The organism is Clostridium sp. BL-8, assembly GCF_002006495.1.
Lineage (GTDB): Bacteria > Bacillota > Clostridia > Clostridiales > Clostridiaceae > Clostridium.
Map to the genome: position 1 here is coordinate 43,467 of NZ_LZZL01000014.1, position 16,868 is coordinate 60,334.

Annotated in this window: 13 protein-coding genes; 1 reads left to right on the forward strand and 12 read right to left on the reverse strand. The window is 30.0% G+C overall.

All coding sequences use genetic code 11. From position 1 onward, the window contains the following. Nucleotides 1-118: 118 nt before the first annotated feature. From CLOBL_RS06885 to CLOBL_RS06930, 10 genes are all read right to left on the reverse strand, one after another. On the reverse strand, nt 119-787 hold the full coding sequence (locus CLOBL_RS06885) for a GntR family transcriptional regulator (protein WP_143323843.1): 669 nt from the start codon (nt 785-787) through the stop codon (nt 119-121). A gap of 174 nt (nt 788-961) precedes the next feature. Then, nucleotides 962-3,277: an alpha-xylosidase gene (gene yicI / locus CLOBL_RS06890; protein WP_077858351.1), complete on the reverse strand. Its 2,316-nt coding sequence runs from the start codon at nt 3,275-3,277 to the stop codon at nt 962-964. A gap of 83 nt (nt 3,278-3,360) precedes the next feature. Further along, nucleotides 3,361-4,734 (reverse strand): MFS transporter, encoded by a 1,374-nt coding sequence (locus tag CLOBL_RS06895; protein ID WP_009170082.1) that lies wholly within the window; start codon nt 4,732-4,734, stop codon nt 3,361-3,363. A 112-nt stretch (nt 4,735-4,846) separates the two neighbouring features. Beyond that, a complete protein-coding gene (locus CLOBL_RS06900; protein ID WP_077858352.1) occupies nt 4,847-5,704 on the reverse strand; it encodes an AraC family transcriptional regulator in 858 nt (285 codons plus the stop codon). A gap of 292 nt (nt 5,705-5,996) precedes the next feature. Further along, nucleotides 5,997-7,709, reverse strand: coding sequence for a methyl-accepting chemotaxis protein (locus CLOBL_RS06905; protein ID WP_077858353.1), 1,713 nt, complete (start codon nt 7,707-7,709; stop codon nt 5,997-5,999). Between the two features lie 398 nt (nt 7,710-8,107). Beyond that, on the reverse strand, nt 8,108-8,710 hold the full coding sequence (locus CLOBL_RS06910; protein WP_077858354.1) for a CoA pyrophosphatase: 603 nt from the start codon (nt 8,708-8,710) through the stop codon (nt 8,108-8,110). A gap of 283 nt (nt 8,711-8,993) precedes the next feature. Continuing rightward, on the reverse strand, nt 8,994-9,785 hold the full coding sequence (locus tag CLOBL_RS06915) for an HAD-IIA family hydrolase (protein ID WP_077858355.1): 792 nt from the start codon (nt 9,783-9,785) through the stop codon (nt 8,994-8,996). 187 nt (nt 9,786-9,972) lie between these two features. Then, nucleotides 9,973-10,731 (reverse strand): exodeoxyribonuclease III, encoded by a 759-nt coding sequence (locus tag CLOBL_RS06920; protein ID WP_077858356.1) that lies wholly within the window; start codon nt 10,729-10,731, stop codon nt 9,973-9,975. A gap of 173 nt (nt 10,732-10,904) precedes the next feature. After that, nucleotides 10,905-11,822: an AEC family transporter gene (locus tag CLOBL_RS06925; protein ID WP_009170076.1), complete on the reverse strand. Its 918-nt coding sequence runs from the start codon at nt 11,820-11,822 to the stop codon at nt 10,905-10,907. A 482-nt stretch (nt 11,823-12,304) separates the two neighbouring features. Continuing rightward, nucleotides 12,305-14,257: a YgiQ family radical SAM protein gene (locus tag CLOBL_RS06930; protein ID WP_077858357.1), complete on the reverse strand. Its 1,953-nt coding sequence runs from the start codon at nt 14,255-14,257 to the stop codon at nt 12,305-12,307. Nucleotides 14,258-14,472: 215 nt separating this feature from the next. Here CLOBL_RS06930 and CLOBL_RS27465 point away from each other — a divergent pair, with 215 nt between their 5' ends. Next, nucleotides 14,473-14,655, forward strand: a complete 183-nt coding sequence (locus tag CLOBL_RS27465; RefSeq protein WP_143323844.1) for a hypothetical protein — start codon at nt 14,473-14,475, stop codon at nt 14,653-14,655. 358 nt (nt 14,656-15,013) lie between these two features. On the opposite strand, the gene CLOBL_RS06935 is transcribed toward CLOBL_RS27465, so the two are convergent. Together CLOBL_RS06935 and CLOBL_RS06940 are read right to left on the reverse strand one after the other, a co-directional pair. Next, nucleotides 15,014-16,369 (reverse strand): PFL family protein, encoded by a 1,356-nt coding sequence (locus CLOBL_RS06935; RefSeq protein WP_077858358.1) that lies wholly within the window; start codon nt 16,367-16,369, stop codon nt 15,014-15,016. 13 nt (nt 16,370-16,382) lie between these two features. Beyond that, the gene (locus tag CLOBL_RS06940) at nt 16,383-16,652 is read right to left on the reverse strand and encodes an ACT domain-containing protein (RefSeq protein WP_077858359.1); all 270 of its coding nucleotides are present in this window, start codon (nt 16,650-16,652) and stop codon (nt 16,383-16,385) included. Nucleotides 16,653-16,868: the final 216 nt, after the last annotated feature.

The following is a 16,868-nucleotide window of genomic DNA, read 5'->3' on the forward strand; positions in this document are numbered from 1 at the left end:
ATATATTTTTATAAACTAAGAGACCTTCTTAATGTATTGTTTGAAGCATTATATTTTTTTATTCAAACATAATTAAGAACTTCTTATTTTATTAAAAGCTTAAATAAAATATAATTTCTTATGCTTTTATACTTTCATAAGAATAAAACCTTGTTTCTAAATTTGAAATATGTTCTACTATCAACTCTTCTGCTTTTTTACTATTTCTATCAAGCAGAGCTTTTGCAATATTTACATGATCATCTTTTTCATTTGTAAATTCTAAGTTCTTGCAATCCATTAACAAAATTCGAGAAAGATTCTCCATTGTTCCCTCACAAGTTTCAATTAATAATGAATTATGAGTTGCTCTTACAATTGACATGTGAAATACATTATTTAATTCATTAAATTTTGCTATTTCACTGCCTTTAGAATCTTCTGGAAATTTCATAGCTAATTCGTATATACTTTCCAGCTCTAATTCGCTAGCTGTTTTAACTGCCAATTTTACAGCAGCTCTTTCTAAAATAGATCTCATTTGGAAAGATTCCCTTATACTTTTCTGCGTTACAGGCCTTACTAAATAACCTTTTCTAGGCAATGATTTCAGATATCCTTCTATTTCCAATGCTCCCAATGCATCTCTCACTGGTGTCTTGCTTACATTGTACTTATCTGCCAATTCAGCTAATGTAAGAAAATCTCCATCTTTTATTTTTAAATTTAAAATATCTAATTTAATATGCTTATATATTTCCTTCGCATATGATTTATCGTCCTGACACAGAATTATCTCTCCTTTCATTGAAATCCCACTGATATATCAACAAATATAAATAAAAAAAGCAACAAAACACCTATATAAATAAATGCTCCATTGCTTTCATTTGAGTCTATTATATTTCAACAAAATATTCTTTGTCAAGTTTTTATCAAAATTATTTTTAGTTATGATTAGATACAATAGCTATTTTAATTTCTATTCACTTATTTGAAATACAACTTCTGCTGCATCTTTAAATACTGATAATACAATTCCGTCTGTAGAGTCTTCTATTGATGCACCTTGAATATTTTTTATATTGTGGATATTTCGCATTACAATTTTAATTCCATCAAAATTATTTGAAAGTTTTATCATTATCTTATTTTCTTTTCTTTCTGCCTTTACTTTGATCAAAGTTTTACCTTGTACATCATTAATTTCTGCATTTGTCTCATTCAATAAATTAAAGATATGAAGCTGCAAATTTTCTAAATAATTATAATCGCAGGTATTATCTTTGCCCCCTATTGGAATGATTGAATTTTCTTTTACCATAAGCGGTAAATTAAAAAAGTCAAATTTTTCATTAATCCAAGATCCTCCTTCTATAATTTCATTTGTAAATATATTCGTCCACTTTCCCCTTGGTAGATAATAATCAACAGTTGACTCAAAATTAAAAATTGGAGCTACTAAAAGCCTGTCTCCAAACATGTATTGTCTTTCAAGATAGTCACACGCTCTATCCTCTGGGAATTCCATAATCATAGATCTCATTACAGGTATTCCTTTTTTATTCGCCTCTACTGCTTTATTATAGATGTAAGGCATCAATCTGCATTTTAACTTAGTAAATTTCCTAACAACATCTACTGATTCTTCATCAAACAACCAAGGTACTCTATAAGAATTTGATCCATGCAGTCTGCTGTGGGATGATAACAAGCCAAATTGTACCCATCTTTTATATACTTCTGGTGGTGCAGTATTTTCAAATCCACTTATATCATGACTCCAGAATCCAAATCCTGATGACATCAAAGATAATCCACCTCTAAGAGTTTCTGCCATGGATTCAAATCTTGATTCACAGTCTCCGCCCCAGTGTACTGGAAACTTTTGACTTCCTGCTGTTGCTGAACGGGCAAATACAATTGCATTCTCTTCTCCAAGTTTTTCTTTAAGTAAATCAAAAACAGTTTTATTATATAAATACGTATAATAATTATGCATTTTCAACGGATCTGATCCATCAAAATATACCCCATCAACTGGTATTCTCTCTCCAAAATCTGTTTTAAAGCAATCTACTCCCATATCAATTAATTTTTCAAGATATGAAGTATACCATTTGCAAGCTTCTGGATTTGTAAAATCAACTATTCCTTGGCCTGCCTGCCACATATCCCACTGCCATATGCCTCCATCTTTATTTTTTATGAAATATCCATTATCCATTCCTTCTTTAAACAATGGTGACTTTTGTCCTATATATGGATTTATCCATACACACACTTTTATACCTTTCGCTTTTATTCTAGATATTAAACCTACTGGATCTGGAAATACCTCTTTATCCCACTCAAAATTACACCATTCATATTCCTTCATCCAAAAACAATCAAAGTGAAATACACTTAACGGAATATCACGATTTATCATACCATCAATAAAACTATTTACAGTATTCTCATCATAGTTAGTTGTAAATGATGTTGAAAGCCACAGTCCAAATGACCAAGCTGGTGGTAATGCTGGCTTTCCTGTAAGATCTGTATATCTTTCTATTGCTTCCTTTGGTTTATCGCCTCCAATAATCATATAATCTATTTTTTCTCCTTGTACAGAAAACTGACACTTTGACACTACTTCTGTTGCAACTTCGAAAGATACTTTTTCAGGTTGATTCACAAAAACACCATAACCTTTGCTTGTAAAATAAAACGGAATATTTTTATAAGCAAGATCAGAACAAGTCCCTCCGTCTTCATTCCAAATATCTATAGTCTGACCATTCTTAACATACTGTGAAAACTGCTCTCCAAATCCATACACACATTCTCCGATGTCTAAATTCAATTGTTCTCTCCAGAAATTCCCATCAGCAGTTTTAATGTAACCTAATTGATTTTTCTGACTTTGTGTTAAAGGCTTTCCTTTATAATAAAAACTTAAGTTCCAATTATTTTTTCCTATTTTTATAGTTGTATCTCCACTTGTAAGCGAAAGAACTTCTTCAGTATCTTCAATACTAACCTTATGCTTATCATTTTCCACTATTTCAAAGGAAGGTCCATTATCTATACCTCCAATATGATGATAGCCTCGTACTCTTATAATATTAGGAAGAGGCGATGATACATAAAAGGTAAGCATTGGATCATTTAAAGTTTGTCCCCTATCTGCGATTTCCTTACCTGATGCATAAATCACTATAGCTCGATCTTCTATCTTATAATCTATCATTTGTATTGGGCTAATTTTATTTACCCCATCTTTTAAAAGCCAATATCCATTTGTAAATTTCATATTTACCTCCAAATTTATATAAATTTTACAACAAAATGTTGCAATTATTCTTAAATAAAATAAATACTTAATTGTTTTAAATTCTACCCGTTAACTGCTAAATTTCTACCATTACTCAATCCATCGACTATTGAGTCATATTCTTTATCTAAATGATAAAATGACATAACAAAAATTTGTAAAACAACGACTACTGCAGGAATATAAATGAATATTGCATTAATTGACATTAATGCTGAAGCACTTTGAGTTACTGCATTTTCTGAATATCCTCCAAATGCCAAGATCCATCCAATCATTGCAGAGCCTAAGCCATTACCAACCTTAAATCCAAAACTTGATGCACTATTTACTAATCCTTCTGTTCTATAACCAGTTTTCCATTCACCATATTCAATAGTGTCAGAAACAATAGCAAACATACAAGATGAAATCCCTGCATTTCCAATACCTTTTAATGCAGATGCAGTCATTATTCCCACATAGCTTGTACCAACAAAACCAAACATGACAAATCCTAAGCCATAAATAACTGAACCAATAATCAGCATATTTCTCTTTCCGGTTCTTTTAATAATAATTGCAGTAAAGAACATTGCTGCAATTTGCACAACACTTGCTATCAAATTCATAGGTCCAATCATATTAGGATCTCTTAGTACAACCTTAGCATAGTAAACTGCTGCCCCACTATTTAAAGAGTAATTTATAAAAATTAGAACCAAAGTCACTGTTATCATTATCCAGTACTTATTTTTAAATAAATACTTAACTCCTGTATGGAATGGTATTTTCTCTTGATGTGTATTTTCAGAAGGTTTTACCCGTTCTTTCGTCCCTGTAAATGTAATCATGAATACTATAATTGAAAGGATACCAAACACTAAAAAGGTTTTTGTCCATGCTGAAGCATTATCCCCAAATAACTTTACTAAAGGTAATGTTAAATTTGTTATTATTAAGGTTCCTACTGTTGCCATAGTCATTCTAAAAATACTTAGAATTGAGCGTTGATATTGATCTTGCGTAATCAACGCATTTAATGTTGCATATGGTACATTTATAGCCGTATAAATAACAGATGAAACCAAATTATATGTAATAAAAATATATATTATTTTCCCACTTTCACCCAAGCCTGCTGGCACCGAAAATAATAAAACTGCTGCAAGTGCAAATGGAATAGTCATACGTAATATCCATGAACGACACTTCCCAAATCTTGATTTAGTTCTATCTACTATAACTCCCATCGCCAAATCCACTACGCCATCAAATAATTTTGAAACCAGCATTACTGTTCCAACTGCAAGTGCACTTACTTTTATATAATCGGTATAATAATACAAAAGAAATGCAGACATAGCTGAATAAATTATATTACAACCTAAATCTCCACAACCATAAGAAAACCTTTCCCAAAAACTGATTTTTATCTTTTTACTAATCTCGTTCATTACACTATATCCTCCTCGAAACGTATTGTAATTGTTATCATATATTTATGATAACAATTACACCTTGCATTCAAAAGCCATTATAGCGACATAAAAATATGACTATTCCGACTTATTTCGAAATAGTCATATTTTTCTCTTTTCTTTTTTCTTTTGGCGTACATCCATATCGTTTCTTAAAAAGCTTCATTGCAACCCTATAATTATTACATCCATGATTTTCAAAAATCTCATTTATATTTAAATCCGTATCAATCAAATCTTTATATATATAATTAATTCGAATTTCATATAAATACTCGATGACTGTTAATCCCATATACTTTTTAAAGAACCTAGAGATGTAATCTGGATTATATCCAAATTTATCTGCCAATTGTTGCATTGTTATCTGCTCATCATGACAGTTATGTAAAAACATAGTGATTTCTTTTAATCTTTCTAAATATTTATTATCTCTTTTTATTTGCTTTAGAGCTAATTTAGAAGAATATGAATGAATCAAAGTAAAAAGCATATCGTAAAGTAAACTATTAAACTTAAGCAAATATCCTTCTGGTTGAATATCATATATTTCATACATATCATGAAATATTCTTTTAATCTTATTTAGCCTTTTAATTTCAACTTCATCTATTGGATTCATATCAACATTAAAATAATACAAATCTATATTGCGAACATATTTTTCAAAAACAGCACTTGGTATCTGCAAGACTAATGCACGATTTTTCTGACTTGTAAATCCATGTACATTTCTTGAGTTTATGACAATAAATTCTTCTGGTAATACAGTAATTTTCTTATTTTCAAAAGCAACTGTAATACTGCCTTCAAGCATATAGACTATTTCTAAACTATTATGCCAGTGCGGTGCTACATACCCGCCTTCATCTATTGATAAATAAAACTTTACCTCTATGTCTGGATTTTCAGAAACGATTTCATGCCTCATGTTTGAAATATCCATTTTTCCTCCTCCTGATCTGCTCATATATCTTTTTACTATCTTTACAATTGTTAATTCTAAATTTTACATTAATGATATATTTATTTTATCACTCTAACATCAATATTCAAAAAACTAAAAGAGGTTTTTATATAATATTTCTATCATATGAATTCAAAAAAGTTTCTACACTTTAACTCACCACCTGTATGTTATTCATGTAGAAACTTTATTTTTTAATAGAAATTTATATTACAATTCTAATATTTGTTTAACTTCATCTATCGATTACTTTTTTAGGACTAGCTATAATTTATATTTTAAACTTTAATACCATTTCATTTAGCCTTTGTGCAAATTCCGTTTGATTTTGTGAAGTTAATGCCACTTGTTCTATTGCCTTTGCTGTTTCATCTATACTTCCCTTTATTGTTTCAACATGTTCTGATGATTTTAGTGAGGCTTCTGCCACATTCTGCATTGCTTCATTCACCTGACCAACTGTTGCAGTAAGTTCTTCTGACATAGATGCTATCTCTTCTGACATTTTACTTACAAAATCTGAATCCCTATAATATTGATTTCCTACCTTTTCAAACTCTTTGAACTGAGGATCCACATTTTCATTTATAAAACCTAACACGTCTTGACCATTTCCAGATAAATTTTTAAATGCCTCTTGAACTTTTCCAATAGTATCATGTATAGAAGCTACTGCCTTAGAAGACTGTTCAGCAAGTTCTCTTACTTCCTCTGCAACTATGGCAAAGCCCTTACCTTGCTCTCCTGCTCTTGCAGCCTCTATAGCAGCATTTAAGGCTAATAAATTAGTCTGTTCTGATATACTTGCAATCGTATCTGCCATAACCTTTATATTATCTACAACTTTGCCCTCCTCAATTGCATTTAGCATATTCTCTCTCTTCTTAGAATATAGTTCTCTAACTCCTTCTATTGCTTTTTTTCCGTGATTCTCTGCTTCTATAGCTCTTTCTTTAGATTGAACTGCATTATTACTTCCTTCCATGGCTTTTCCAGAAAGTTCTCCAATATTCAAGTCAACTTCTTCTATAGATGCAGTCACTTCTTCTGTAACTGCACTTGTTTCTTGTATTCCAGCTACTATATTAGTTACAGCATTATTTATCTCTTCAGTTTTTGCTGATAATTCCTCTACTGTCGCTGAAAGTTCTTCACTTGAATCACTCATCTTTTGCGAACTATTCATAATAACACTTATGAGTTCTTTAATATTTTGCTGAGCTTTTGTGAGAGCTGAACTTGTTTTCCCAAATTCATCATTTCTTATAATTTGAAAATCATTTGACAAATCATATTTCGCTAAGTTTTCAGCAAATTCTTTTATTTTAAGTAATGATGTATTTATGTCCCTTGAAATAATTAATCCAATTGCTAATGCTAATATTAATCCTGTTATCACAAGTATTATCATTATATGATCGCTATGTACATATATATCATTGTTTGTTAAATTATCTGTCTTTGCGCTATTAACATTTATATCTATTATCTTACCTATATTCTCCATAAGCGAATTTCTAATATCCCCTATTTGTTGATATTGATTGGCTGCTTCATCATATTTACCATTATCTATAAGTTTAATAACTTTATCTGTTAACGTTCTATACTGGCTAAGTTGATCTTTAATTGTTGGCCATAATTGCTTTTCAAGAGTGTCCATCTTAATATTTTCATAGTTTGATATATCTTTATCTTCTGTTTCTATATTGGATTGAATCTGTTTTTCTAAATCATCTTTTTTTGAAGCATCTTTAACATAGGTTAATTCAATAATATTACTCTTGCTGCTGAGTAACGACTGTTTAATATCTGTAAGCAACTGTATTGACTGTAAGTCGTCATTATACATTGCTTTTGAATTTGCATCTGATGTTTTTAATGATGCTCTTCCTATCATACCTACAATAGCTATTAACATAGCCATAATAAGAAAAGATGAAATTAATTTAGTTTTTACTTTTATATTCTTTAAAATAAGCATTTTTAATTCCTCCCCATATTCATATTACTAATTTACCTTGAAACCACTACTTTATAATGCATGTACTCATCAATCTCATCTTTGAAATTCAATTTGAATTTTTAAGTTTGTATTTTTTAGGAATACTGTTATTCTATTAGTAGTTCTGTTAAAATTTATTATGTTATTGTCTTAATATTAACTGTAAATTATGGCAAACAGGTGACAATTATCATCCCCTGTAAATTATTGTAGATAGGGTCATAATTAGATCTTTTATATTAAGTTGATTTTCCAATCCAAATTTTAAATTTTTATAAAAAAAGATTAAGGTTTCCCTTAATCCTAATCTTATAATTTCTTATTACTTTTATTTTTCATTATTTTCTACACCTCAATTAGATTTAAATCTAACCACATTATAATTTCTTCAAAAAATTATGCAGCATTTCCGCTGTGATTCCCCAAATATTATAATCTTTATACTTATAAAATAAATATTTATAGTTAGCTTCTCTAAACTTATAGTTTTCTTTATTTACTATCAAATGATATGGAAAATCTTTTGATCTATCTATATTTATTTTTCCATTTACCTCTAAGTATTTATGATTTAGTAAATAATTTAGCGGAACATAAAATACATGGTCGACCTCACTTTCATTTATTTTAATTTCTTCAACCTCTTTAATAACCCCTAAGAAAGGGTGAATTATAATTCCATCATATCTTACTACCGTATCTAATTCATTTATTACATCAATATTATTAATTCCAAGCTCCTCAAATATTTCTCTTACTGCTGCTTCTTTAGGTGTTTCACTTCCATCTATTCTTCCACCTGGAAAGCATATATCTCCAGGCTGGCTATTTAACTTTTTGGCCCTCATTTCAAACAATATACAAACCTCATCTTTTATTTTCACTAGTGGAATAATTACAGAAGACCTTTTCATTCTTTCCCAACCATTAATATATGGTTTAGTTCCTTGTATCTTATTTTTTATACTTTCTATGTCCATATATTCCCCCCCTAACTTAGATTGACTTCTCATTGTTTATAATAAAAAACTACATTTTGCTAATAATTATTATATCCATATAGCTATAGAAATTATCAGCTAAAATGCAGTTACTAATAAATTAAACTTGTCGCAATTATACATTTCCTTTAAATGATACTTTATTTAATTTAGGAATTCTAAATTAAATAAAAATTTTAATTCCATATGTATAGAGTTATCTTACTTTAAACAATTTAGATTTATATGTATAACTGATGCTTTTCTGTATATTAAATTTCAATTAAAAAGCTAATTCCTTATATAGATCCTTAATTGTTTCAAAGCTATATGTTGGTTTAAATTCTGTATCAACTAAATCCTCTTTGGTAGCCTCACCAGTAAATAATACCGCAGTATCCACACCACCATTAATTCCACAAGCAATATCCGTGTAAAGCCTATCTCCTATAACTAAAGTTTCGTCTTTTGTGAATCCAGTCTGCTTTAAACACATTTCAACAATTGCTTTATTAGGCTTTCCAATATATAAAGGTTCTCTTTTAACTGCATTTCCTATCATTTGACATATAGACCCGCAGTCAGGCACAAAACCAAAGCGCGTCGGACAGACAAAATCCGGATTTGTTGCTACATAGTCAATATCTCTAGTTAAGAGTAATTCACATATATTTTCTATCTTTCTATAGTTTAATTCATTATCAAACCCTACTACTGCACATACAATATCCTCTTCTTGTTCTTCAGTGACATTTATATCAAAACTTCTTAGTTCCTGAATAAACGAAGCTGTACCAAGTACAAATATCTTTTTATCCCTATACGTTTCTCTTAAATATAATGCTGTTGCATAAGATGAGGTCACGAAGCTTGTTTTATCTACTTTAATTTCAAACTTTTTAAATTTTGTAATATAGTCTTGAATGCTAGTAGTAGAATTATTTGTTATAAAAATATATTTACCTCCAATACTTAACACATGATTCATAAAATCCAATGTTCCATCTATTAGTGTAGTATCTAATGCAATTGTTCCATCAATATCTAGTAAAAACAATTTTTTATCTTTTAGCATATCTTTACTCTCCATAAAACAAATTTATTACTTTCTACTGTATATACTATTATTATATAATATATTTAAATTTATAAACAGAATTTAAAGTTCTAATATATATGTTGCAATTAAAAATTTGCGATGATTAATTTAAGAGCATAATTAATAATATGTAATTATCATTACTAATTATACTCTTATGACTTTATAAATTAACCATAACTTCTACAGGGCAATGATCTGATCCCATTACATTCATATGAATTTTAGCATCTACTAATTTATCTTTTAAACTTTCTGATGCCAAAAAGTAATCAATTCTCCACCCAGCATTATTACCTCTAGCATTAAATCTATATGACCACCAAGAATATACTCCTTCTGTATTAGGATAAAAATATCTATAAGTATCTATAAATCCTGCATCTAAAAGCTCTGATATCTTATTTCTCTCTTCATCTGTAAATCCAGCATTTTTTCTATTAGCTTTAGGATTTTTAAGATCAATATCCTCATGAGCAACATTTAAATCCCCACATATTATCACTGGTTTCTTCTCTTCCAGTTCCTTTAAATATTTTCTAAAAACGTCTTCCCAAACCATTCGATAATCAAGCCTCTCAAGACCTTGTTTAGAATTTGGAGTATATACATTAACTAAATAAAATTCCTTAAATTCTAACGTTATAACTCGCCCTTCAGTATCATGTTCACTTATTCCAATTCCATTTTTTACACTAATAGGTTCTTCTTTTGAAAATACAGCAGTTCCTGAATATCCTTTTTTCTCTGCATAATTCCAATAATCTTTATAACCTTCTAATTTTAAATCTATTTGGCCTTCTTGAAGTTTACTTTCTTGTATACAAAATATATCTGCATCGGCTTCTTTAAAATATTCTAAAAAGCCTTTATTAACACTAGCTCTCAATCCATTAACATTCCATGAAATTAGTTTTTTCAATATTACACCCTCCTTAGCAAATTTTCTCAACTAATAATTATTATTATATAACATATTGTAAATATAATCTATATTATTTTTTATACGGAACAAATTAAATATTTATAGCTTATAAAATGCTAAAGATCTCCATCTACAATAGTAATGGAGATCTTTAGTATATATAGAAGCCTCTATGCTGCCTGAAAAAAGAATATTAAAAAAGTAATAATACATATACTTACTGGAATGCACATAGAATTTACCACCCCAGCTAATCCCTCATCACTTTTGCATAACCCGGTGAATACTGGCGAAAGAACAGAAACTGGACCAAATACTAGTATTACTAAAACATGCTTTATCTCTACTGAAAAAGGTACTAAGAAATAAATTATCAAAGCAAATATTACAGCACTTAAATAACGAATTCCAAGCATTGATGCAACTTTAACTAATTGTTCTTTTTTAAAATTGCACTCAAAAACCATACCTATCATAAGCATGGACAAAAAAGCATTCCCAGCACTCAAATTTGAAGTCACATTATATATTGCTTGTGGCAATCGTATTCCCGATATTGTTACAATAAACATAAACAGATATGTGTCAAAAGGTACAGACGAAAACATTTTTTTTAGAAATCCTTTAATGCTTTGCTTTCCACCTTCACCTGCTATTCCTGAAGCAATCGCATAAGTCCCTCCGGTACACATTATCGAATTACCAGTATCAAAAAGACTCGCTATTCCAACTGCATATGGCCCTAAAAAACTTTGCACATAAGGAAGTGTAAAACATCCTATATTATATCCTGCAAGATTAAGCATATTAAAAGCCTTTTCTTTGTTATCTTTGTTCCTCGCTAAAATAAAGCCTATCGACGACATAATAATATTAGCTAAAAATCCAAATAAAATAATAAAAAGCATTGAATTATCCATTTTGAAATTTGCAAATCCAGTAATAAGAGCGCATGGCAAAGTAATATTCATAATTATTTTGGTAACAATCTTATAATCCTTACTTTCAAACAAACCTCTTCTTTTAAAAACATATCCTAGTATGATAATAAGCACAAAGCTAAACGCTTTTATTAATATTTCCCCCATTTATATAACTCCTTCTTCTGTAATCTATAAATTGTAAAATTAAACAATTTTTCAATCAAATGTACAAATAATAATAGCACCTGCTATCACTATCCTATTATAGCAACTTATCTTATAAAACCCAATTTTATTTTTAGATACATTTACACATTAAAATTAAAATATATCTTTCAATCGCTATATTACTGCCATTATCAGCTAACAGCAAGATACTTTCCATAATATTTATCTTAAATTTACTTTCCCTATATACCAAAATCATCCTACACTATCCAAGTTATCTTATACAAAAAAATGGTTGCACCACACTTCAATTAATAATTAGCAACGTGCAGTTTACAATGTATAATTTCATATAAAAAAGACCAACAATCGTATTTAATTGCTGGTCAGCTTCACTAGTTTCTACAAATTTTCAAAGTTCACATTTTAAGAAAATTCTTTCTAGCTTCTAAACGTTACAATATTATTTATCTAATTATCTATTTATATTTAACTTCTGTTCTACTTTTATGCTTTTTATTCTTATGATTAGGCTGTTTATTTTTAATTTCTCTATAAATAGTATTTTTATTACTCTTACCATTTGTTTTGCTTTCTTTATATTTATTATATGTATTATTCTTCGACTTGTTACTTTTATCCTTTATAAGACATCTAGTATCATTTCCAATTAAATCTGTTCGTCCTGCCTCTGTTAAGGCTTCGTATACCAAGGTATAATATTTAGGATTTTTAAACTGAAGAAGTGCTCTCTGCATAGCCTTTTCATGCTTACTCTTAGGCACATAAACTTCCTTCATTGTCATTGGATCAAGTCCTGTATAATACATTGTAGTTGCTAATGTTCCTGGTGTTGGATAAAAATCTTGTACCTGCTCTGGCTGATAATTAATATCTCTTAAGTACTCTGCAAGTTCAACAGCACATTTTAAAGTACTTCCAGGATGAGATGACATCAAATATGGAATTATGTATTGCTTTTTACCAAGCTTTTTTGTTATTTTTTCAAACTTAGTTACAAATCTATCATATGTCTCGCCTGCTGGCTTACCCATATATTTTAGGACATCTTTAGATATATGTTCTGGCGCTACTTTTAGCTTTCCACTTACATGATGTTCAACTAATTCTTTAAAGAATGTATCATCTTTATCAGCCATAATGTAATCATATCTAAGACCAGAACGTACAAATGCTTTTTTAACTTTAGGAACTTTCCTTATAGCTCTAAGGAGCTCCAAATATTCAGTATGATCAACTTCCATGTTTTTGCATACATCTGGTGATAAGCACTCTTTCCCCTTACATGCTCCAAACGCTAATTGTTTGCTACAGGCTGGCTTTCTAAAGTTTGCAGTAGGTCCTCCAACATCATGTATATATCCTTTAAAATCTGGCATTTCAGTTATTTCTTCAACCTCTTTTAATATTGATTCTTTACTTCTGCTTTGAACCACTCGTCCTTGATGAAATGTTATAGCACAAAATTTACAATCGCCAAAACAGCCTCTTGAACTTACTGTGCTGAACTTAACTTCCTCAATAGCTGGTATTCCGCCTTTTGCTTCATAAACAGGATGATAATTTCTCATGTATGGAAGATTATATACCTCATCCAATTCCTCTCTATTTAAAGGCGTTTCAGGAACATTTTGAACTAAATACTTATTTCCATGCTTTTGTACAATAATGCGTCCTCTAACCGAATCTTGTTCTTCATCTTCAATCCTGCTAGCTTGCGCATATTTGTATTTATCATCACAAACTTCTTTGTACGAAGGAATTTCAATATAATCTTGAATATCATCTAAACTTTCAGTCAGATAACAAGTCCCTCTTACATAAGTAATATCCTTTGCACGCACTTTATTTTTTAAGCTTTCTGCAACAGCTACAATTTGCTTTTCACCCATGCTGTAAATTAAAAGATCAGCGTTACTATCAACTAACATTGACTTTCTTACTTTATCGCTCCAATAATCATAATGAGCAAATCTTCTAAGGCTGGCTTCTATTCCGCCAATAACGATATCTACATCTTTATACGCTTCTCTTATTTTATTACAATATACAATAGTTGCTCTATCCGGTCTATGGCCCATTTCTCCACCTGGAGAGTATAGATCTTTCTCTCTAAGTTTTTTACTTACAGTATAATGATTAACCATAGAATCCATATTTCCCGCATTAACTAAAAATGCATATTTAGGTCTTCCGAGCCTCTGAAAATCATAAAGACTTTTCCAATCTGGCTGTGGTATAATACCAACTTTATATCCATTAGCTTCAAGAACCCTTGAGATAATTGCAGTTCCAAAACTATGATGATCTATATATGCATCAGCTGTAACAATTATGAAATCACATTCATCCCAGCCTCTTTCTCTCATATCCTTTTTACTTATGGGCAAAAACTTCTTTTCACTTGTCATTTTTTCACCTACACTACATTACTTATTTTTTCTCTTTGCATATTATATCATAAATGTTTTTCGTTTAATATACTTGAATTTTGCATTAATTAACTCTTACGTGTAACACTTTTTTATTATGTTCAATATATTAGTAATATGTAAGGTGTATTAATGATTAAAACCTAAAATATGCCGAACAAATGATTATGATATACAAAAGGAGAAATTAAATTATGAGTAATTGTTGTAAGCACCACCACCATCACCATCATGAATGCTGCTGCCAAACTCCTAACTATGGATATGGAAACTACGGTTATGGTAACTTCAATGGATACGGAAATTATGGATTCCCAAATTATTATGGATATTATAACAATTGGGATTTCTTATTACCTTTATTATTTTTATTGTAGAAAATAAATGATGCCTAATTTTTAAAATTATTCAAAATTGTTAAGATACAAAAGATGAAATCCCTATCAATATCTTTTTGCCAAGATTAACAAAGGATATGATATAAAAATAGACCTAAGAGATACTTTAATAATGTCTTTTAGGTCTTAATTTTTAATTTATTAATCATATTTATTTTAATTAATGAATATACTTATTATGTCATAAAATCCAACAAATAAGGCTCAATTCATATATAACTCTTTCTAGCAACTAAAAATACAGAACAGTAACAAAGGCACACGAAAAATTTATGGATTAAATTTTTCATGTGCTTTTAGCCATTTAATTATTCTAGTTATATTTGTTAATCTGTAATTAATTTTTAAATGAATGTATAGGCGCTGGGATTCTTCCGCCTCTATTTGCGAATAATTCTGATGTTTTTCCATTTACCTTCATTACAGGTGCTCTACCTAAAAGTCCACCAAATTCAACCATATCGCCTACCTTACATCCTGGAGCTGGTATAATTCTAACAGCTGTAGTTTTATTATTGATAACTCCAATTGCTGCTTCATCAGCAATCATACCTGCTATTGTTGATGCTGGAGTATCTCCTGGAATTGCTATCATATCAAGACCAACTGAGCACACGCAGGTCATACCTTCTAGTTTTTCTAGGTTTAATGATCCACTTATTACTGCATCTATCATTCCTGCATCTTCCGATACCGGTATGAAAGCTCCGCTCAAGCCACCTACATGACTACAAGCCATAACTCCACCTTTTTTAACTGCATCATTAAGCATTGCAAGCGCTGCAATTGTACCATGAGTTCCAACCTGTTCAAGACCTATTTCTTCTAAAATTTCAGCAACTGAATCCCCAACAGCCGGAGTTGGCGCGAGTGATAAATCAACTATACCAAAAGGTACACCTAATCTCTTTGATGCTTCATTTGCAACCAATTCACCCATTCTTGTGACTTTAAATGCAGTTTGCTTAATAGTTTCAGCAACAATATCAAAAGATTCTCCTCGAACCTTTTCAAGGGCTCTCTTTACAACTCCAGGTCCGCTCACTCCAACATTTATAATTCTTTCAGCTTCTCCAACACCATGGAAAGCTCCTGCCATAAATGGATTATCTTCAACTGCATTTGCAAACACAACAAGCTTAGCACATCCAAACCCCTTTGTATCCTTAGTAAGTTCAGCAGTTCTCTTTATAACTTCTGCCATATCCCTTACTGCATTCATATTTATTCCTGATTTAGTACATCCAACATTAACTGATGCACAAACTTTCTTTGTTACAGCCAAAGCTTCTGGAATTGATTTTATTAAAATCCTATCCCCTTTAGTACATCCCTTTTGAACTAAAGCTGAAAATCCTCCTAAGAAATCAATTCCTAAAGTTTCAGCTGCTCTGTCTAAAGTTCTTGCAAATTCAACATAATCAGTTTCATCTGTAGCCCCTGCTATTATTGACATTGGAGTTATTGAAACTCTTTTATTTACTATTGGAATTCCAAATTCAGTTTCAATTTGTCTTCCAACTTCAACTAATTGTTCTGCTGATTTTGTAATTTTGTCATATATCTTTGTTCTAGCCTTATTTCCATCTGGGTCTATACAATCTAATAAAGATATCCCCATAGTTATAGTTCTTACATCTAATTTTTCTTCTTCAATCATCTTTATAGTTTCAAGTATATTATTAGTATTCATAAGCCCCTCCTAATTATAGTGAATGCATTGACTTGAATATTTCTTCTCTTTGTATCTTAACTTCAACCCCAAGTCTTTCTCCTTCTGCCACAAGTCCTGCACGAACATCTTCAAAGGATTTATTCATATCCTTACAATCTAAAACCATTATCATTGTAAAAAATCCTTGCATTATTGTTTGGTTAACATCTAAAATGTTAATGCTGTATTCTAACATTTTATTACTTACCCCGGCTATAATACCAACTTTATCTTCCCCAATTACTGTTAATATTGCTTTCATGCTTATCGACTCCATTTCTAAGTTTATTTTATAAGATACTTATTCAGTCATATTTCAATCAATTATAATCTAGCATGTTAGATCATGCATCATTGTTTTACAATTTTCTTTAATATTCCTAAAAATATTATCCAATTCATATTGAATTGGATAATATCTAAAAGCATCATTATTATTACCTTTATTCTATAATTTATATTACCTTTTGTCAATTTT